The following is a 19,563-nucleotide window of genomic DNA, read 5'->3' as shown; positions in this document are numbered from 1 at the left end:
ATCGCGTCGAAAGATTTCGACGTCTCCTGCGCCTGCCGGCCGCCGCCGCAGCACGACTTGGCTGAAGCTGAGAAGCGGCCGGCGTTGGACGTGGCAGGACCCGCAACCGGGCCTGGGACAGCCACGCAGTCGTGATCCTGACCTTGGTCGGGCGGCGGAATCGGCGCGCTCTCCGGTTCCGCAGACGGACAACGGACGCACCACCGCGGCAGCGCCCCGCTGGTTCGGCAGGGCTGCGGCTCACGCCTCCTGTCATGCCTCCTGTCACGCCTCCTGGCCGGCCGCCTCCTGGCGCTCGGGCTCGCGCTTGGCCGGCGGCTTGCCCAGAGCCTTGCCCACCGTGCGGCGGGCACGGAAGATCGGCTTCGCCTCGTTCTCGCGCTTCTTCAGCAGGGTCCGGTACTCGTCCCGCCGCTCGTGGATCGACGCGATGACGAGCCCCATCGGGACGCCGACATCGACCAGCACCGCCTCCGAGAGCTGCAGGGAGGCCTCGATCGTCTCCGGCACCGCGTCGTCGACGCCGAGTTCGTAGAGGGACGACGCGTGGCGGGCGTCGCGGGCACGGGCCACGATGGTCAGGTCCGGCCGCTCGGCCCGGGCCGCCACCACCGCCGCCTCGACGGCGCGCGGGTTGTCCAGGGTGACGACCAGGGCCCGGGCCGTGGCGATGTCGCAGCGGCGCAGCATCTCGGTGCTGCCGCTGTCGCCGAAATAGACCGGCGCCCCGGCGCGGCGCTGCTCGGCCACCCGCGCGGCGTCGGAATCGAGGGCGAGGTACGGGATCTGGTGCCGCTCCAGCATCTCACCGACCTGCCGGCCGACGCGGCCGAAGCCCGCGACGATCACCCGGTTGTCCACCCGCTCCGGCACCGGCTCGGCCTTGGCGGCGGCCTGGGCGCTGGCCGTCGCCCGCATCTTGAGCCGGCGGCCGACGGCGGCGAGCGCCGGGATCATGATCATGGTGACGGTGGTCACCACGAGGGCGGCCGCGCCGACCTCCTCCGGCACGAGCCCGGTGGCCATGGCGCCGCCGATCAGCACGTAGGCGAACTCGCCGCCCGGCCCGAGCAGCAGCGCCGTCTCGAGCGCCACGGGCCGGGGGATCTTCAGGACCGGAGCCGCCATCATCACCACGGCGGCCTTGATCAGGACCAGCGCCAGGGACAGTCCGAGGATCGCGCCGGGACTCGCCATGAGCTGGGCCGGGTCCAGGTTCATGCCCACCGAGACGAAGAACACGCCGAGCAGGAGGCCCTTGAACGGGTCGATCGTCGCCTCGATCGCCCGGCGGTACTCGGTCTCGGCCAGCAGAAGGCCGGCCACGAAGGCGCCGAGCGTCATCGACAGGCCGCTCGCCGCCGCGGTGAGCGCCGTGCCGACGATGACCAGCAGGCAGGCGGCCATGAACAGCTCGGTGGAGCGCGTGCGCGCCACCAGCTGGAACAGCGGGCGCAGGGCGAGGCGGCCCGCCACCACGATCAGGACCAGCGCGATCGCCGCCTGCCCGAGCGCCATGGCCAGCGCCCAGCCCTTGTCGCCGCCGTCGTCGCGGCCGAGCACCGCGATGGCGAACAGGACCGGCGCCACCGCCAGATCCTGGAACAGCAGGACCGCGAAGCTGGTGCGGCCGGTGGGCGCGTTCAGCCGCTTCTGCTCGGCCAGCACCGGCAGCACCACGGCGGTGGAGGACAGGGCGAGGCCGATGCCGACGATCGCCGCGCCGGTGAGCGGCACGCCGAGCCCGTACAGGATCGCCCCGAGGATCAGCGCGGAGCAGCCCACCTGCAGGGAGCCGAGGCCGAAGACCAGCCGGCGCAGCACCCGCAGGCGCTCCCAGGACAGCTCGATCCCGATCATGAACATCAGGAAGATCACCCCGAATTCGGCGAGGTGCGCGATCTCGGCCCGGTTGCCGATGGTGAAGAGGTGCACGGAGGGATAGGTGTCGGCCAGCCGGCCGAGGCCGAAGGGTCCGAGCAGGGCGCCGGCGCCGATGAAGCCGAGCACCGGCGAGATCCGCAGGCGGTGGAACAGCGGCACCACGATGCCCGCTGTGACGAGGAACAGGATCGCTTCCTTGTAGGAGCCGGCATGGACCTCTGGCATCGGCGGCGGATCGAACCTCGTCTCTCGGGGCTGCGGGGGGACGCCGATCACGGCTTCGCGATCATGGGTCGTCGCTGTGCTGCGGGCAACCGCTTTCAGGCCGGGAACAGGCCGGCGCAGGTGCGCTCCGACACAAGCCGGATACATCGATCGGGTGAGACATTTCCGCCACCGGGGCGATGCTGCGGGCGATCACCCGGTGGATGTGTACGGCGGGTGTGTGCAACGCGGCTCAAAATCGGCACAATGGGCGCATACACGCCTGAGTTAACCGGGGGTTAAGCTCGGCCGGGCCCTGCCCGGAACTGGACCGGATGGATGCGACGAGGCCGATGATCTCCATCAAATCGATATTCTCCGGTCCGACAGCGCCCCCCAGCCGCGATCGCGAGCGCGAGAAACGCGAGTGGAAGCTTGAGTCGGACCGCTGGCGCCACCAGCGCCACGTCGAGAAGGGCTACCGCATCAAGTGGGGCTACGTGGCAATCGCGTACCTCGTCGAGTTCATGGTGATCGGCGCCTCGCTCTGGGGCGCGTGGCTGTTCGCAGGCGTCTACAGCGACGGCGACTGGCACGCCTTCTACTTCATGCTGCTGGCGCCCCTGGTCTACGCCGCGGTGGAGCTGTGCCGGGTGCCGCTGGGCATCCTGGCGCGCACCCAGCGCTCGCATTTCGTGCGCGGGCTGGCGGTGCTGGGCATCATCTTCGCGGCGGGCGTGACCACCAAGTCGGTGTCGCAGCTCGGCGAGATGATGTTCCATCCCCGCCTGATGGAGGCGGCCCGGACCAAGACGGCCCTGAAGGACGCCCAGGCCGACCGTGCGACGATCGGCGACCGCATCAAGGCGGCGGACGAACGCGTGGCCCAGTACACGGCCGAGCTCGACCAGATCGAGAAGCGTTCCGCCGACAACGCCCAGCAGCTCGCCGGCCTGCCGGCCCAGCGCTGCGAGCGGGTCTTCGGCACCAACAGCAAGGGCCGGAAGTACCAGAACCTGAAATGCGTGGCCGATCCGCGGGTCGCCGCCCTGTCGCAGGGTGTCGCCAAGGCGTCCGCCGACCGCGCCGGGATGATCAAGGACCTGGAGGAGGCCCGCAAGGCCCGCGCCGCCCTCGATCCCGGCGCCGCCGACCGGCGCGTGGCCGATGCCGAGCAGGGCTACCGCAACGCGGTCAACCGCTCGCAGCTCCATTCCTTCACCGCCATGGTCTACGGCGTCGACCCGATCGACGTGACCGAGAGCCAGGTCCACGCCTTCCTGCGGATCTTCGTATTCCTGCCCGCGGTCTGCGCCGCCTTCGCGTCGACGATCCTGGCCCTCTGCGCGGTCTCGACCCGCCGGACCTTCATGGACGAGGACGACCTCGGCGCCGCCGTGAACCCGGAAGCGGCGCCGTACATGCTCGACGCGATCGCCGACGCCCTGCGTTCGAACCCTGAGCCGATCCTGCCGCGGGCCGCCAACGCCTCGGGGGCGGTGATCCCGATGAACCGCCCGGCGCAAGGCCAGCAGGCGCTGCCCAACCAGGCCCATCCGGGCCAGACCCTCCCTGCCGCTGGAGCCGGCGCATGAACTACGTCGCGAGCGGGACCCCCGAGAATATCGCCCTCGCCCAGCAGGTGAATTCCCGCCTGCGGGCGGATTCGAGCTACGTCGCCGCCCGGGCCTTCCTGTTCCGGGCGCTGGGTTTCGGCGCCTTCGCGTGCCTCGCCGGGATCGGCATCGGGGCGGCGGCCTATGGCTGGGCGACGCTCAACCAGTTCGACACCGCGGCGGAGAAGATCGCCGCCGCCATGCAGGCCGCCCTCTCGGACGTGACCCTGAAGACCAAGGGCGAAGTCACGCTGACCGACAACGTCTTGAAGCTCGAAGGCCTGCCCAAGGCATCCGCGTCGCCGACCCCCACCAAGGCGCAGCTCGGCAGCGACGCGGCCCCGGCCTCGAAGGCGACGGTGAACACCACCTTCACGGTGTTCAAGCAGGTGCCCTATCTCGACGGGCAGATCGTGACCGGCTGGAACTTCAAGGACAGCGCCGACCAGCCCTACCAGCAATATTGCTACTTCTCCCGCCGCACGGCCGAGGCGAAGGGGCAGGTCGAGATCAAGATCGACCTCGCCATGGACGGCAAGACCCTGCCGCAGCCGCAGAAGTCGGACGTGAACCTGGAGATCCTGGCCCGGAACTGCGTCTGGCACGAGAAGGGCTGACCAGGTCCCGAGGTTGAGCTCGGATCTCCACCCTTATCCTGAGGTGCCGGAGCGCAGCGGAGGTCTCGGAAGTGGCCTCCATCCGGCCGCGCGTTCCCCAAAAGCCTTCCTGCGGGGCTCGCTGACGCGGGCCTCGCAGAATGCGGACGCGGGTCGGATCCGGCGCCGCGCTTGCGGCCCGGCTGCGCGCCGCGTTACCCCTGGGCTCAAGCCCCTCTCTCCGAGACCGCGATGCGCTTTTCCGGAACCGAGACCTACGTCGCGACCCCCGACCTCACCGCGGCGGTCAACGCCGCGGTGGTGCTGGAACGCCCGCTCCTGGTGAAGGGCGAGCCCGGCACCGGCAAGACGGTGCTGGCCGAGGAGATCGCCAGGGGACTCGGTGCGCCGCTGATCGTCTGGAACATCAAGTCGACCACCAAGGCGCAGCAGGGTCTCTACGAGTACGACGCGGTCTCGCGCCTGCGCGACTCCCAGCTCGGCGATCCCCGGGTCTCGGAGATCGGGAACTACATCCGGCGCGGCAAGCTCTGGGAGGCGTTCACCGCGCCCGAGCGCCCGGTCCTGCTGATCGACGAGATCGACAAGGCCGATATCGAGTTCCCCAACGACCTCCTCACCGAACTCGACCGGATGGAGTTCCACGTCTACGAGACCGGCGAGACCGTCAAAGCCGTGCGCCGGCCGATCGTGATCATCACGTCGAACAACGAGAAAGAGCTGCCGGACGCCTTCCTGCGCCGCTGCTTCTTCCACTACATCAAGTTCCCCGACGCCGAGACGCTGCAGCGCATCGTCGACGTCCACTATCCGGGCATCAAGCACCGCCTCGTCGAGGAGGCCCTGCGGACCTTCCTGGCGATGCGCGAGGTGCCGGGCCTGAAAAAGAAGCCCTCGACCTCGGAACTGCTCGACTGGCTGAAGCTCCTCGTCTCCGAGGACATCGCCCCCGAGACCCTGCGCGAGCAGGACAGCCGCAAGCTGATCCCGCCCCTGCACGGGGCGCTCCTGAAGAACGAGCAGGATGTCAGCCTCTTCGAGAAGCTGGCCTTCATGATGCGCCGGGACCAGCGCGGCGGCTGAATTCGCGTGAAGACCCGAGGACTCCCGCCAGAGGAGCCCGGGACAGGGACGGAGCGTGCGGCATGGGCGAGATCGCGATCGTCGGCGGCGGCGTGATGGGGCACGGCATCGCCCTGGTGCTGGCGCTCGGCGGCCACGGCGTGCGGATCACCGACACGTCACCGGAGACCCGCGCGCGGGTGCCCGGCCTGATGGAATCGGCGCTGGCCACCCTGCAGGAGGCAGGGGCCGCGCCCGCGGGCTGGGATGCCGGGCGACTGGCACGGGCCGTCCGGGTCGAGGCGGCGCTGGACGCGGCGGTGGCGGGCGCCGGCCTCGTCATCGAGGCGATCACCGAGAATCCGGAGGCCAAGCGCGCCCTGTTCGCCGAGCTCGACCGGCTCTGCCCGGCCGACGTGATCCTCGCCAGCAACACCAGCTATCTCGACGTGTTCCCGCTGATCCCGGAGGCCCGGCAGGCGCGGGCGCTGATCCTGCACTGGTACACGCCGCCCTACATCGTCGACCTCGTCGACGTGGTCCCGGGGCCCGGCACGGATCCGGCGGTGGTCGCCGCCATGGCCGACCTCGTGCGCGGCCTCGGGCAGGTCCCGATCGTGCTGAAGCGCTTCATTCCCGGCTACATCGCCAACCGCATCCAGCAGGCGATCAGCGCCGAGGTGTTCCGGCTCCTCGACGAGGACGTCGCCGCGCCGCGGGACATCGACGATGCGATCATCCACGGACTCTCCTTGCGCATCCCGATCCTCGGCCACCTCGCCAAGGCCGACTTCACCGGCCTGGAGCTGACGCAGCGCGCGCTCGCCAACGGCAGCTACGCGCCGCCGCCGCCGCGCACCCGCTCCGAGACCCTCGACGCCCTCTGCGCCGCGGGCCGGACCGGGGTGATGGCGGGGCGCGGCTATTTCGACTGGGGCGGCCGGGCGCCCGCGGAGCTGTTCCGCGAGCGCGACCGCAAGCTCCTGGCGCTCAAGGCGGCGATGGCCGGGATCGGCCGGATGGAGGGATCATGATCGGAGCGGACCTGTCCGGACGGCGCGTCCTCGTCACCGGAGCCTCGTCGGGCATCGGCCTCGCGACGGTGGAGATCTTCGCCCGCAACGGCGCCGCGGTGGCGCTGAGTCACCTGCCCGACGATCCCCGCGGTCCCGCCGAGGCCGCGCGATTTGCCGGGACGGGGCTCTCGGTGCTCGCGCTGCCCGGCGACGTGTCGCGGGCGGGCGAGGCCGAGGCGATGGTGGCGGCCGGGATCGACCGGCTCGGCGGCCTCGACGTGCTCGTCAACAATGCCGGGACGTCGGGCACGACCACGCCCATCGCCTTCGAGGATCTCGACGCGATGAGTGAGGATTTTTGGGCCACGATCCTGGCGACCAACCTCCTCGGGCCGTTCCGCTGCGCCCGGGCCGCGGCCGCGACCCTCAAGGCGAGCCGGGGCGCCATCGTCAACACCGCCTCGGTGGCCGGGCTCGGGCGGCGGGGCTCCTCGGTGGCCTACGCGGCCAGCAAGGCCGGGCTGATCAACCTGACCCGCAGCCTCGCCCGGGCGCTGGCGCCCGACGTGCGGGTCAACGCGGTGGCGCCGGGCCTCGTGGCCACGCCCTGGACCGAGCCCTGGTCGGAGGCACGCAAGGCCTCGACGGTGGAGCGCACGATGCTCGGCCGCATGGCCCGGCCGGAGGACATCGCCGAGACGATCTTCTTCCTCGCGGCGGGGGCGGCCTACATCACCGGCGAGACGATCACGGTCGACGGCGGGGCGATCTGAGCCCGGGGAGGATACGATGTCGAGCACCACCGTCATCACCTGTGCCCTCACGGGCTCCTTCGACACGCCGAAGAAGAACCCGGCCGTGCCGGTGAGCCCGAAGGCCATCGCCCAGTCGGCCCTCGAGGCCGCCGCCGCCGGGGCCGCGGTGGTCCACATCCACGTCCGCGATCCCGAGACCGCCGCGCCCAGCATGGAGTTGGCCCATTACCGCGAGGTGGTGGAACGGATCCGCGACCAGAACGACAGCGTGATCCTCAACCTGACCACGGGGGCGGGGGGCCGGTTCGTGCCCGGCGATCCCGATCCGGCCGTCGCCGGCCCGGGCACCACCTTCGTGAGCCCGGAAGCCCGCACCCGGCACGTGGCGGCACTCACACCCGAGATCTGCACCCTCGACGTCGCCACGATGAATTTCGGCGAGCACCTGTTCCTCAACACCCCCGGCCACCTGCGGGCGATGGCGGGTCACATCCGCGACGCGGGCGTGAAGCCCGAGATCGAGGTGTTCGATCTCGGGCAGATCGAGCTGGCCCGGCACCTGATCGCCGAGGGGCATCTGGCCCGCCCGCCGCTGTTCCAGATCTGCCTCGGCATTCCCTGGGGAGCGCCGGCGACACCGGAGGCCCTGGTGGCGATGCGCGCCCGGCTGCCGGAGGACGCGGTCTGGTCGGCCTTCGGCATCGGCCGGGAGGAGTTTTCAATCCTCGCGGTCGCCGCCGGCATGGGCGGCAACGTCCGCGTCGGGCTGGAGGACAACCTGTACCTGTCCCGCGGCACCCTCGCGCCGAGCAACGCCGCGCTGGTGGAGAAGGCCGTGAGCCTGCTGGCCCATATCGACCGTGCGCCGGCCACGCCCGATCAGGCGCGGGCGATCTTCGGGCTGGCGCCGCGGGGCGGTTGAGAGTCCGGTCGCCGCCGCTCACCCGTCATCACGTGCGCAGCGAAGACGGGGTGGCGCCTCGGAGAAGCGAATGCCCGTCCGCGATCACCGAAGCGTCGTCGCGGGCGGGGAAGGCGGCCCCTGACGGAACGCCCGCATCCTCACGCATTGCCGTATCGACCGCGATCCCCCCCGGATAGTCTGCACCCTGAGAAGAACCGAGCGGCGATCAACGCCGCCGCGTTCGGACAAACAGGGAGAGAGACATGACGGTCCGCCACCACGTCGCGCGACTGCTCGGGAGCTTGTGCGCGCTCGGCGCCGGCGCCGCCTTCGCGGCCGACCTCGTCCCGGTGAAGATCGGCGTCCTGAACGACCGCTCGGGCGTCTACTTCGATTCCACCGGCGAGGGCTCGGTGGTGGCCGCCCGCATGGCGGTCGAGGACTTCAAGCCGGAGGCGCACGGGCTGAAGGTCGAGGTCGTCTCCGCCGACCACCAGAACAAGCCCGATGTCGGCGCCTCCGTCACCCGGCAATGGTACGACCGCGACGGCGTCGACGCGGTGTTCGACGTGCCGACCTCCTCGGTGGCGCTCGCCATCGCGCAGATCACCAAGGAGAAGAACAAGGCCTTCATCAACTCGGGCGGCGGCACAGCCGACCTCACCGGGCCGGCCTGCACGCCCAACACCGTGCACTGGACCTACGACACGGCGGCGCTCGCCAACGGCACCGGCAAGGCGATGCTCAAGCGCGGCGGCAAGACCTGGTACTTCATCACCGCCGACTACGCCTTTGGCCTCGCCCTGGAGCGCGACACCAAGGCCGTGGTGGAGAAGAACGGCGGCACGGTCGTCGGCGGCGTGCGCACGCCCTTCCCGAACCCGGACTTCTCCTCGTTCCTCCTCCAGGCCCAGGCCTCGGGGGCGCAGGTGATCGGGCTCGCCGATGCCGGCCTCGACGCCGCCAACGCCATCAAGCAGGCGCACGAGTTCGGCATCCGCCAGGGCGGCCAGAAGATCGCCGCCCTGCTGATCGCCATCACCGACATCCACTCGCTGGGCCTGGAGGTGGCGCAGGGGCTCGACTTCACGGCCTCGTTCTACTGGGACCTCAACGACGGCACCCGCGCCTTCGCGGAGCGGTTCGAGAAGCGCATGCCCGGCAAGAAGCCGACCTCGTACCAGGCGGGCGTCTACGCCAGCACGCTGCACTACCTGAAGGCGGTGGCGGCCCTGCATTCGGCCAAGGACGGCGCCGCCGTGGTGGCCAAGATGAAGGAGATGCCCACCGACGACCCGCTGTTCGGCAAGGGGACGATCCGGCCGGACGGGCGCAAGATCCACCCGATGTACCTGTTCGAGGCCAAGGCGCCCTCCGAGTCGAAGGGCGCGTGGGACCTCTACAAGGTGCTGGAGACGATCCCCGCCGAGCAGGCCTTCCGCCCGATGAGCGAGGGCGGCTGCCCGATGGTGGCCGGCATGACCGCGAAGTAGGGGCCCGAGCTATCCCACCAAACCCCTCAGCCTGAGGTGCCGCGCAGCGGCCGCGAAGGAGAGCTCCAGGGATCGCGGCGGTATCGGGAGGGCTCCTTCGAGGCTTCCGCTTCGCTCCAGCACCTCAGGATGAGGCCGGGGGTCGGATGAGCGCCTCTCACGCCGCCCCGATCCGGTCGAGCGCCGCCATGGCCTCCTCCGGCAGGCTGAGCTCCGCCGCCGCGAGGTTCTCGCGCAGATGGCCGAGGGACGACGTCCCCGGGATCAGCAGGATGTTGGGCGACCGGCGGAGCAGCCACGCGAGCGCTACCTGCATCGGCGTCGCGCCGAGCCCGGCGGCCACCTCCGACAGGGTGCCCGATTGCAGCGGGCTGAACCCGCCCAGCGGGAAGAACGGCACGTAGGCGGTGCCGGAAGCCGCGAGGGCGTCGATGAAGGCGTCGTCGCCCCGGTGGGCGAGATTGTACTGGTTCTGCACGCAGACGATGTCGGCGATCCGGCGCCCGTCCGCCACCTGACGCGGCGTGGCGTTGCTCAGGCCGATCCGGCGGATCAGCCCCTGGCGCTGGAGATCGGCCAGCACGGTAAGCGGCGCCTCGACCGGGCCCTCCGCCGGCCCGTGGACGTCGAACATCAGGCGCAGGTTGACCACGTCGAGGGCCTCGACGCCGAGGTTGCGCAGGTTGTCGTGGACCGCCTGCGTCAGCTCCGCGGCCGAGAAGGCCGGGTTCCACGAGGCGTCGGCCCCGCGCTTCGCGCCGACCTTGGTGACGATCACGAGGTCGTCCGGGTAGGGGTGCAGCGCCTCGCGGATGATCTGGTTGGTGACGTGCGGCCCGTAGAAGTCGCTGGTGTCGATGTGGTCGACGCCCGCGGCGACGGCCGCGCGCAGCACCGCGATGGCGGCGGCGCGGTCCCTGGGCGGCCCGAACACGCCCGGCCCGGCGAGTTGCATGGCCCCGTAGCCGAGCCGCTTCACCCTGCGGTCGCCGAGTTGGAACGTGCCGGCCTGCGCGATGTCGGTCATGACGGATCTCCTGTTCGCGTCCCGGATGTAGACGCCAGCGATTCGACAGATAAGCGGTGACAATCGGCACGGGCTGTGCGGATCTTCGAACAATGACCCAGGATCTCACGGACCTCGCCGCCTTCGTGACCGTGGCGCGGGCCGGCGGCTTCCGCGAGGCCGCCCGCGCCGGGGGCGGAAGCGCGTCGCGCCTCAGCGAGGCGGTGCGCCGGCTGGAGACGGGGCTCGGCGTGCGCCTCCTGAACCGCACCACCCGCAGCGTCGCGCCCACCGAGGCGGGCATGCGCCTGCTGGAGCGGCTCGGCCCGGCTTTGGCCGAGGTGGAATCCGCCCTCGACGTGGTGAACGGGTTCCGCGACCGGCCGGCCGGGACGCTGCGGCTCAACGTGCCGCTGAGCGCGGCGCGGCTCGTGCTGCCGGCCCTCGTGCCGCCCTTCCTGGCGGCCTACCCGGAGATCCGCCTGGAGGTGGTCGTCGAGGACGGGTTCGTCGACGTGCTGGCGGCGGGCTGCGACGCCGGGATCCGCTACGACGAGCGGCTGGAGCAGGACATGATCGCCGTGCCGATCGGCCCGCGGCGGCAGCGCTTCGCCACCGCCGCGTCCCCGGCCTATCTCGACCGGCGCGGCCGGCCGGAGCATCCGCGCGACCTCCTCGCCCATGCCTGCCTGCTCGGCCGGTTCCCGAGCGGCGCCCTGACGGCGCCCTGGGAGTTCGAGCGCGACGGCGACATCGTCCGGGTGGACCCGTCCGGGCCGCTGATCGTGCGGGTCGCCGCCAGCGACCTCGCGGTGGAAGCCGCGGTCGCGGGAACCGGGATCGTCCACCTGTTCGAGGACTGGCTGCGCCCGCAGCTCGCGAGCGGCGCCCTGGAGCCGGTGCTGGAACCCTGGTGGCAGGTCTTCTCCGGCCCGTTCCTCTACTATCCGGGCCGGCGGCTCTTGCCGGCGCCCCTGCGCGCCTTCGTGGATTTCGTCGGCGCGCAGGCGTCGCGCGCTAGAACCGGAGGGTGAAGGTGCCCTTCACGGCCTGATCCTGGGCGCGGGCGCCGGTCTGGCCGGTATAGGCCACGCCCAGGGTCGCGTTCGGCGCCACCGCCAGATCGAGCCCGACCTGCGCCACCAGCGCGTCCCGGTCGATCGGCACGCCCGCGCTCAGGAAGGCCGGGCCCGTGCCGAACCGCAGCAGGGCCGTCGGCACCACGTCGCCGAACGCCCGCCGGTAGCCGACCAGACCCCGCAGCGTCACCGGAAGACCCAACCCCAGCTCCAGGCCCGTCTGCGCCCGCACCCCCACGGTCGCCGCGCCCAGATCGTAGTCCCGCGCGACGCTCGCCATCGCCGCCGCGCCCCCGGTCTCCGCGAAGGCGTCCCGCCGGATGCCGACATACGCCCCGCCGACGAACGGCTCGACGTAGGAGGACACCGGCGGCACCGGCACCGCGACGCCGTCCCTCGACACCAGAGCCGCCGGAGCCGGCTGGCCGAGCGCGATCCTCCAGCCGATCTCGCCGAAACCCTGCACCGTATAGCCGCCGCCATGGCCGCTCAGCGTGTCCGACAGCCCGTACAGCACCGCCCGCCGGGTGCGCGTGTCGGTCTCGGCGTAGAGCGCTCCCAGCCGCACCGACAACGGCCCGACCTCATAGCCGCCATACAGGCCGCCGAAGCCGCTCTTGAGCGTGGCGCTCTCCGCCCGGCTCGTGCCGCCCGTCCGGCCGGCGCTGTCGAGATACGCCTCCGTGTAGCCGCCGACCACGCCGACGCGCAGCCCGTTCGACACGCGGACATCCGCGCCCGCCGCGAAGCCGGCGATCTGCCGGTCGAGGTTGAACGCGTTGCCGCCGCCCTCGGCCGTGCCGAAGGCGCCGAAGCCCTGGCCCCAGAGCCCGAACACCTGCGGGTCGAGCGTCCGCACCGGCACGCCCGCCACCACCGGCTGGCGCCCCGGCAGGTCGGCCGCGTAGGCGGCCGGCAGGGTGCCGTAATCGAGGCCGGTGCCGGGGCTGCCCCAGCGCAGGCGGTCGAGCACCGCCTCGCGCACGAAGAACGCGGTCTCGTAGGCGGTGGACACGGTGCCGGCATGGATGTCGCCCGCCAGCGCCCGGAAGGCGTTGCCGGCCTCGGCCGTGGTGAAGGCGACCGCCGCGTCGAAGAGCCGGCCCGGGCCGGCCGCCTGGACGGCGTTGGCCGCCGCCATGCCGTTGCGGCTGGTGGCTGACGCGGCGAACGGCACGTCGTTGCGGGTGAGGGTCAGGTCGACCGCGTCGGTCCGGTAGCGCAGGCCCGGGCTGAGGAAGGCGAGGTTCGCGGTCACGCCGGCGAACTGGCCCGAGACGCCGCCGGCGGCGGAGAGGATCGTGTAGGTGGTGCGCGGGTTGTAGGCGCCCGAGGCGGCCAGCACCTGGACGGTGCCGCCCGACAGGGTGGCGCTGCCGGTGGCGGCGATGCGGTCGGCCTGTCCGGCGGCGTTGGCCTCGACCCGGTAGGTCGAGCCGGCCGCGAAGGCGGCATTGCCCGCGACGGTGAGCGTGCCGATGGAGTTGCCCGGCGCCACCGTGCCCCCCGAGAGCGCGCCGATCCCGCCCACCGTGCCGGAGCCGCCGAGCTCCGCCCCCGGCAGCACAGACACGACCGAGTTGGCGAGGGAGCCGTTCACCGCGAGCCGCCCGGCCTGAACCGTGGTGGCGCCGCTCAGCGTGCTGAGGCCGGTGAGCGTGAGGGTGCCTGAATTGGTCTTGGTCAGGGTCCCGGAGCCCGAGATGGCGTTGGGCAGCGTCCCGTCGACGGATTGATCGACCACGAGGGCCGCGTTGTCGACGATCGCGCCCGTGCCGAAGGCGCCGGCATGGCCGACCAGCGTCCCGCCGCCGATCGTCGTGCCGCCCGCGTAGGTGTTGGCGCCGGCCAGCACCAGGGTGCCGCTGCCGAGCTTCTCGAGGCTGCCCGCGCCGCCGATATCGTTGCGCCACACATCGTAGGCCGAGAAGCCGCCCTTGGCCGCATCCTGGGTGACGCTGACGGGACCGTTGAAGGCCCCGTAGCCGTCGGCGGCGGCGAACAGGTTGATGCGGTCGTAGCCCAGGCCGTTGTCGAGGAATCCGCCGGAGGGCAGCTCGGTGGTGGCGATCACGTCGCGGCGCTGCGCCGCCGTGAGGTAGGGGAAGCGCGTCGCGAGCAGCGCCTCGGCGCCCGTCGGGACCACCGGCGGCAGATTGGTGGGTCCGACCGAGGGGAGACCGTAGGTGAGGCGCGCCGTGTAGGCGGCCTTGTTGCGCGCAGAATCGGAGAAGCGGTCGGTGGCGGGATCGACCGCGGCGTGGGCGCACCGTTCCACCGGCCCGCCGCAGGCCTGGCTCAGGTAGCTCTGGGCCTGCGCGACGGCGTCCGCCAGCAGGGTCGCGTTGGCCGGGTCGTTGAGCGCCCGGATGGCGAAGTAGGTCGCCAGCACGCGGCCGCCGATCACGTCGGTGGGCGAGTGCATCCCCGCCTCGATGCGGTTGTCACCGAGCTCGCTGGCGCGGGTGAGCAGTTCCTGGAACCGCTGCGGGACCGCGTAGGCCAGGGCGAGGGCCGAGAGGTAGGCGGCGTTGGTGTGGCCGCTCGGGAAGCCGCCATCCGTCGCGGGCGTCGGGCTCTTCTCCGGCACGAGGGAGGGCGGCACGACGAAGCCGAGGCTTTCGCCGTTCAGGCTCTGCCGCCACGGGCGCGGGTAGCTGTAGGCGTCCTTGGCCGGGCTGGTGGAGGCGTTGGTCCGGAACACGTTGACCAGGTGCACGACCTTCCCGAGGGGCGACGTCGTCACGCCGGCGCCAGTCCCCTGGTCGACATACTGGACGCGGGACGTGGTCGCGTCGAAGGCCGGGATCGTGGTGGTCGCCCCGGACCCCGCCAGATAGGCCTGGGTCAGCGGGCCGAGGCCGTCGATGACGCTGTAGCTCTGGTTGCGGCGGTCGTCGTAATAGGCGGCGATCTCCTGCGCGAGAGTCCGCTCCCGCGCCCGCTCGGCGACGATCTGGATGTTGCGCAGCAGGAGGGGCGCCCCGAGGGCCGTGGGCGATCCGGTGTCGTAGGTCCGTCCGGGGATCCAGATCCGCCCGAAGCCCGACAGGATGTCGACGCCGTTGCCCGCACCGGGCGTCTGTGCCTGGGCGCCCGAACCGAGCATCGCGACCGCCAGAGCGGCGATTGAGACCCCATATCCCCGTTTCATGATGCGCTCCCCGACACCGCCCCGTCCGGCCGGTCGCGCGCCCCATATCCAAGATCATCGGTGGAAAATCGTCATATTTCGTTCAAAATCTGACGTATTATTGATTCGTATCTTCGGAGCAACACTCTGTAAGTCGGCTTATTTTCGAAGAATATACCGAGATGTCCGGATTTATTCTATCACAATATCCGTCAAGAGCTGGGTTTCGGCCTTCGATTGCCGCGCACGTGCGGCCGCACCTGAATAGCCGCGCCTGTGGCCGGGAGCGGTTGCAGGGGTCGGGGCCAGGCGGGGCAGGGGAGGCGGCCCGGATTGCGCCCGGGCGGATCCGGCGCCGAAGCGACCCGGCGGGATGCCGTGCGAATCGCCCGGCGGCGCGTGCGGATGCCGCCGGGACCGGCGGCCGGCCCTACTTCGGCAGTTCGAACACCGTGAGCTGCCCGCCCGGCGCCGTGTATTGCGACAGGGCCGCGTAGCCGCCCACCGCCCCCGAACCGTCGGCGGGATCGGTGAGCCCGGCCGCCAGACCGATCCCGGCCCAGCCGCCGACCCCGGAGAGCACCGCCACGTACTGCTTCCCGTCGTGCAGGTAGGTGGTGACATTGCCGACGATGCCGGACGGCGTCTTAAACCGGTAGAGCTCGTGCCCGTCCCGGGCATCGACCGCCTTCAGGTAGCCCTCCAGCGTGCCGTAGAAGACCACGTTGCCGGCGGTGGCCAGCGCCCCCGACCAGACCGAGAAGGCTTCCGGGATCGTCCAGGCGATCCGGCCCTTGGCGCCGTCCCAGGCGATGAACGCCCCGGTCCGGTCCGAGCCCTCCGGCGGGTGCAGGGTGAGCGTCGCGCCGACATAGGGCTGGCCGGGCGTGTAGGTGACCCGGAACGCCTCGTAATCCATGCACATGTGATTGGTTGGCACGTAGAACAGCCGGGTCAGGGGCGAGTAGGCCGCGGGCTGCTGGTTCTTGGCGCCCAGCGCCCCGGGGCAGATGTTCTTGGTCACCTCCTCCTCGTCGGCCTCCCCGGGCGCGTAGCGCTTGTCGACCACCGGCCGGCCGTAATCGGGGGCGGCGGGGTCCATCACGATCCGGCTGGCCCAGTTGACCGTGGGATCGAACTTCTCCGCCACCAGCACTTCGCCCGTGGCGCGGTCGAGCGTGTAGCCGAAGCCGTTCCGGTCGAAATGGGTCAGCACCTTGCGCGACCGGCCGGCGATCACCTGCTCGGTGAGGATCATCTCGTTGACGCCGTCATAGTCCCACTGGTCGTGGGGGGTCATCTGATAGACCCAGCGGGCCATGCCCGTGTCGGCGTCGCGGGCGATGATCGCCATGGACCAGCGGTTGTCGCCGGGGCGCTGGGACGGGTTCCAGGTCGCGGGGTTGCCGGTGCCGTAATAGACGAGGTTCAGGTCGGGATCGTAGGAGAACCAGCCCCAGCTGCAGGCGCCGCCGGTCCGCCATTGGTCGCCCTCCCAGCTCGTCAGCGAGGAATCCTTGCCGATCGGGCGCCCGAGTTCGGTCGTCGTCTCCGGATCGACCAGCATGTCGGCATCGGGCCCGGTGGCGTAGGCGCGCCAGAGGCGCCGGCCCGTCGCCTGATCGTAGGCGGTGACGTGGCAGCGCGCCCCGTACTCGCCCCCCGCGAGCCCGACGATGAGCTTGCCGTGGACCGGCAGGACCGTGGCGGTGTTGGTCTCGCCCCGGCCCGGATCGCCGTTCTTCACCGACCACAGCACCCGGCCGGTCTCGGGGTCGAGGGCGACCACGGTGGTGTCGGCCAGCTGCAGGAACAGCCGCCCGTCCGCGTAGGCCAGCCCGCGGGAGACCGTGTCGCAGCACATGACGGCGATGACGCCGGCCTCCTGCCGGGGGGCGTAGCGCCACAGGATTCGGCCGTCATGGTCGAGGTCGAGGGCGTAGACCACGTTGGGGAAGGGCGTGTGCACGATCATCACGTGCCCGACCACGATCGGCGCGCCCTCGTGGCCGCGCAGGACGCCGGTGGAGAAGGTCCAGGCGACCTTCAGGCGCCCGACATTGCCGGCGTCGATCTGGGCGAGATCCGAATAGCGGGTGTTGGCGTAGTCCAGGGTCTGGAGGACCGGCGCGGGTCCGGCCGAGGCCGCGCCGGCGAGGCCGGCGAGCGGCAGGGCCGCGAGGAGGGAAGCGCGCATCCTGAAAATCCTCCCGCCGCGCGGTCGCCGGCGCACCGGATCCCGCCCGGACCGCCTCACATCCGCTGCTGGACGATGGTCTCGGCCTGGGGATCCGGCTCGTGGCCGGCCGTGCGGAGCATCGGCACCACCTCGGCCGCCTCGCGGGCGACGAGGTAGCTCAGGTCGAGGCCCTCGCGGATGAAGCCGTGGCCGCGCATGTGCTCGAACAGGGCGAGCAGCGGCGCCCAGAACTCCGCCACCGAGACCAGCACCACCGGCTTCCGGTGCCGCCCGAGCTGCGCCCAGGTCAGCTGCTCGACCAGCTCTTCCAGGGTGCCGATGCCGCCCGGCAGGGTCACGAAGGCATCCGAGTGCTCGAACATCAGGCGCTTGCGGGTGTGCATGTCGGGCACCACCACGGTCTCCTGGACGTCCGCCAGCATGTGCTCCCGCGCCTGGAGGAAATCCGGGATGATGCCGGTGACGTGGCCGCCGGCGGCGAGCGCCGCCCGGGCGACCGTTCCCATCAGGCCGACATCGCCGCCGCCGTAGACGAGGCGCATCCCCGCCTGCGCGAGCGCGGTCCCGAGGACCTCCGCGGCCTCGCGGAAGGCCGGGTCGCGGCCGAAGCCGGAGCCGCAATAGACACAGACTGTCCTCACCGGGGCCATCCGGCGCCCTCCTCGCGCGTCCGTTGCGAGCCGTCCAGAACACGCCCCGCGCCCGGCACTCCACGCGCCAAACTGCTGAATTCGCGGGGGATTCGCCCGCCTGGACGGCGGGACGGCTTGGTGTCAGGACCATGTACGGTATTATGGGCGGCGCCGTCGACGGTTTTCGCGCGGGGCGGCCCGACGGGCGGCGGCAGGATCAGGGGAGGCCTTCGTGGCGATGTCGAGACAGGTGCGGCGCAGTCTCGCCCTGGCGCTCGCCGGCCTTCTCGGCGGACTGGGACTCGTGCTGGCGCTGTTCGGCGGCGATTCCCTGCGGCGGCTCACCGGCCGTCCCGTTCCGGACGCCCCCGCGCCGAGCGCCAGCCTGCGCGGCCTGACCGATCCGGGCGCCGTGGCCGGTCGCCCCGACCCGACCATCGACTTTCGCGACGACAAGCCGGGCCGGGCGAGCCCGGCGCCGGGGGCGGGCAACATGGCCGCCCGCCCGCAGGATCCCCGCGCCGCCGCACCCGGAGCGCCGCAGGCCGGCCCAAGCCCGGATGCGCGCCTGCCGGACGCCGCCGAGGCGCCGCGCTTCGACATCGTCCGGGTCGAGCCGAACGGCGACGCCGTGGTGGCCGGCCGCGGTGCGCCGGATGCCGGGATCGAGATGCTGGTCGACGGCAGGCCGGTGGCCCGGGCCAAGGCCGACGCCAACGGCCAGTTCGCGATCGTGCCGCCGGCCCTGCCGGCGGGGGCCAGCACCCTCCGCCTGCGCATGACCGGCAAGGACGGGCGCGCGACCGAGTCGCAGCAGAGCGTCGCGGTGGATGTCGCCCCCGGCCGGGATCGCCAGCCCCTGGTGGCCCTGACCGCCCCGGACGCCGCGACCGTGGTGCTGTCGCAGCCCGGCGCCCCCGGCGCGACGGCCGACGCCAAGGCGGGAGGCAAGGCGGATGGCAGGGCCGGATCCAAGCCCAGCTCTCAGCCCGGCTCTCAGCCCAGCACCGAGCCCGGCTCCAGGCCCGCCGACCCGGCGCAGGCCGCGCGGCCGGCCGGGAGCGGCGAGACCCGCGAGGCCGCGGCGCCCGGGTCGGCGCCGACCCGGATCGTCAGCGTGGACGTGCAGGGGAACGGCCGCCTGTTCGTGACGGCCACCGGTACGCCGGGAGCCAGGATCCAGCTCTACCTCAACGACACGCTGATCGCCCCCGGCAGCATCGGACCGGACGGCCGGGCGACCTTCACCATCGGGCGCGGTCTCAAGTCCGGCCAGTACCAAGTGCGGATCGATGAGGTCGACCCGGCCACCGGCAAGGTCGCCAGCCGCGCGGCGGTGCCCCTGTCGGTGCCCGAGCCGGCGCAGCTCGCCGCCCGGGAACCCGCCGAGCCTGCGCCCTCGGCCGCCCAGGACGGGGCGCGGGCCCCGGACGCGCGGGCCGGCGACGCCCGCGACGGGGCCGATCGGGACCGGCCGGCCGCGGCCTCGCCCCCGGCCACCGGAGCGAGCCCCCTGGTGGCCGACATGGCGGGGCCGAACCGGGCCGGGACGGTGTTCGTGCCGGAGATCAGCACGGCCCGGATCACCCGCGGCGACAATCTGTGGCGCATCAGCCAGCGCACCTATGGCCGGGGCGAGCGCTACACGGTGATCTACGACGCCAACCAGAACCAGATCCGCGATCCGGACCTGATCTATCCGGGCCAGATCTTCGTGCTCCCCGCCGACAAGCGCGGCTGAGCGGCTTCGGGGCCTGCCCGACCGTCCTCAGGGCCGCCGGGGCGGCCTGAAACGCCGGAGCTCCAGACCACGACCTCGTCCTGGGGTGCCCGCGCGCGCGGGCCTCGCAGGAGGGCTCCAGAATCCTGATCGCCAATCAGGGCGAGGCCCAGGGACGGGACGGGTCCCCGCGCGCAAGGCGCCCGGACCGCCTCCGGTCGATGCCGCCGAACCGTCGTCAC

14 protein-coding genes are annotated in these 19,563 nt (G+C 72.0%); 9 read left to right on the top strand and 5 right to left on the bottom strand.

Translation table 11 applies throughout. From position 1 onward, the window contains the following. Positions 1 to 264: 264 nt before the first annotated feature. The gene (locus tag MCBMB27_RS07390; protein ID WP_043347418.1) at positions 265 to 2,109 is read right to left on the bottom strand and encodes a cation:proton antiporter domain-containing protein; all 1,845 of its coding nucleotides are present in this window, start codon (positions 2,107 to 2,109) and stop codon (positions 265 to 267) included. A gap of 314 nt (positions 2,110 to 2,423) precedes the next feature. Between MCBMB27_RS07390 and MCBMB27_RS07385 the strand changes: the two genes are divergently transcribed. The 7 genes from MCBMB27_RS07385 (at position 2,424) to MCBMB27_RS07355 (ending at position 9,551) form a co-directional block, all read left to right on the top strand. Then, a complete protein-coding gene (locus tag MCBMB27_RS07385; RefSeq protein WP_043347420.1) occupies positions 2,424 to 3,683 on the top strand; it encodes a hypothetical protein in 1,260 nt (419 codons plus the stop codon). Then, on the top strand, positions 3,680 to 4,321 hold the full coding sequence (locus MCBMB27_RS07380) for a hypothetical protein (RefSeq protein WP_043347422.1): 642 nt from the start codon (positions 3,680 to 3,682) through the stop codon (positions 4,319 to 4,321). Before MCBMB27_RS07385 ends, MCBMB27_RS07380 begins: the two co-directional genes overlap by 4 nt. A 231-nt stretch (positions 4,322 to 4,552) precedes the next feature. Next, positions 4,553 to 5,404, top strand: coding sequence for an AAA family ATPase (locus MCBMB27_RS07375; protein ID WP_043757156.1), 852 nt, complete (start codon positions 4,553 to 4,555; stop codon positions 5,402 to 5,404). Between the two features lie 62 nt (positions 5,405 to 5,466). Continuing rightward, positions 5,467 to 6,417 (top strand): 3-hydroxyacyl-CoA dehydrogenase family protein, encoded by a 951-nt coding sequence (locus MCBMB27_RS07370; protein ID WP_075380148.1) that lies wholly within the window; start codon positions 5,467 to 5,469, stop codon positions 6,415 to 6,417. Further along, positions 6,414 to 7,172: an SDR family NAD(P)-dependent oxidoreductase gene (locus MCBMB27_RS07365; protein WP_075380147.1), complete on the top strand. Its 759-nt coding sequence runs from the start codon at positions 6,414 to 6,416 to the stop codon at positions 7,170 to 7,172. The genes MCBMB27_RS07370 and MCBMB27_RS07365 overlap by 4 nt, the downstream gene beginning before the upstream one ends. 16 nt (positions 7,173 to 7,188) lie before the next feature. After that, a complete protein-coding gene (locus MCBMB27_RS07360; RefSeq protein WP_043347442.1) occupies positions 7,189 to 8,076 on the top strand; it encodes a beta-keto acid cleavage family enzyme in 888 nt (295 codons plus the stop codon). Positions 8,077 to 8,321: 245 nt separating this feature from the next. Continuing rightward, a complete protein-coding gene (locus MCBMB27_RS07355; protein ID WP_075380146.1) occupies positions 8,322 to 9,551 on the top strand; it encodes an ABC transporter substrate-binding protein in 1,230 nt (409 codons plus the stop codon). A 157-nt stretch (positions 9,552 to 9,708) separates the two neighbouring features. Here the strand turns inward: MCBMB27_RS07355 and MCBMB27_RS07350 are convergent, their stop codons facing one another. Continuing rightward, positions 9,709 to 10,578, bottom strand: a complete 870-nt coding sequence (locus MCBMB27_RS07350; RefSeq protein ID WP_075380145.1) for an aldo/keto reductase family oxidoreductase — start codon at positions 10,576 to 10,578, stop codon at positions 9,709 to 9,711. Between the two features lie 92 nt (positions 10,579 to 10,670). Here MCBMB27_RS07350 and MCBMB27_RS07345 point away from each other — a divergent pair, with 92 nt between their 5' ends. Next, positions 10,671 to 11,591, top strand: a complete 921-nt coding sequence (locus tag MCBMB27_RS07345) for a LysR family transcriptional regulator (protein ID WP_043757148.1) — start codon at positions 10,671 to 10,673, stop codon at positions 11,589 to 11,591. On the opposite strand, the gene MCBMB27_RS07340 is transcribed toward MCBMB27_RS07345, so the two are convergent. The 3 genes from MCBMB27_RS07340 to MCBMB27_RS07330 all read right to left on the bottom strand — a co-directional run bounded on the left by MCBMB27_RS07340 (position 11,575) and on the right by MCBMB27_RS07330 (position 17,619). Continuing rightward, complete coding sequence (locus MCBMB27_RS07340) at positions 11,575 to 14,790, bottom strand: autotransporter domain-containing protein (protein WP_075380144.1); 3,216 nt, start codon at positions 14,788 to 14,790, stop codon at positions 11,575 to 11,577. The two genes, MCBMB27_RS07345 and MCBMB27_RS07340, sit on opposite strands and share 17 nt — an antisense overlap. 409 nt (positions 14,791 to 15,199) lie before the next feature. Beyond that, a complete protein-coding gene (locus tag MCBMB27_RS07335) occupies positions 15,200 to 16,966 on the bottom strand; it encodes a methanol/ethanol family PQQ-dependent dehydrogenase (RefSeq protein WP_043347454.1) in 1,767 nt (588 codons plus the stop codon). Between the two features lie 56 nt (positions 16,967 to 17,022). Continuing rightward, positions 17,023 to 17,619 (bottom strand): LOG family protein, encoded by a 597-nt coding sequence (locus MCBMB27_RS07330; protein ID WP_043347456.1) that lies wholly within the window; start codon positions 17,617 to 17,619, stop codon positions 17,023 to 17,025. Between the two features lie 220 nt (positions 17,620 to 17,839). Between MCBMB27_RS07330 and MCBMB27_RS07325 the strand changes: the two genes are divergently transcribed. Further along, positions 17,840 to 19,342: a LysM peptidoglycan-binding domain-containing protein gene (locus MCBMB27_RS07325; protein WP_075380143.1), complete on the top strand. Its 1,503-nt coding sequence runs from the start codon at positions 17,840 to 17,842 to the stop codon at positions 19,340 to 19,342. Positions 19,343 to 19,563 lie beyond the last annotated feature (221 nt).

The sequence above is a fragment of the Methylobacterium phyllosphaerae genome (genome assembly GCF_001936175.1).
GTDB lineage: Bacteria > Pseudomonadota > Alphaproteobacteria > Rhizobiales > Beijerinckiaceae > Methylobacterium > Methylobacterium fujisawaense.
Note: the sequence above shows the minus strand (reverse complement) of the source record. Positions and strands in the feature narration are given on the sequence as shown.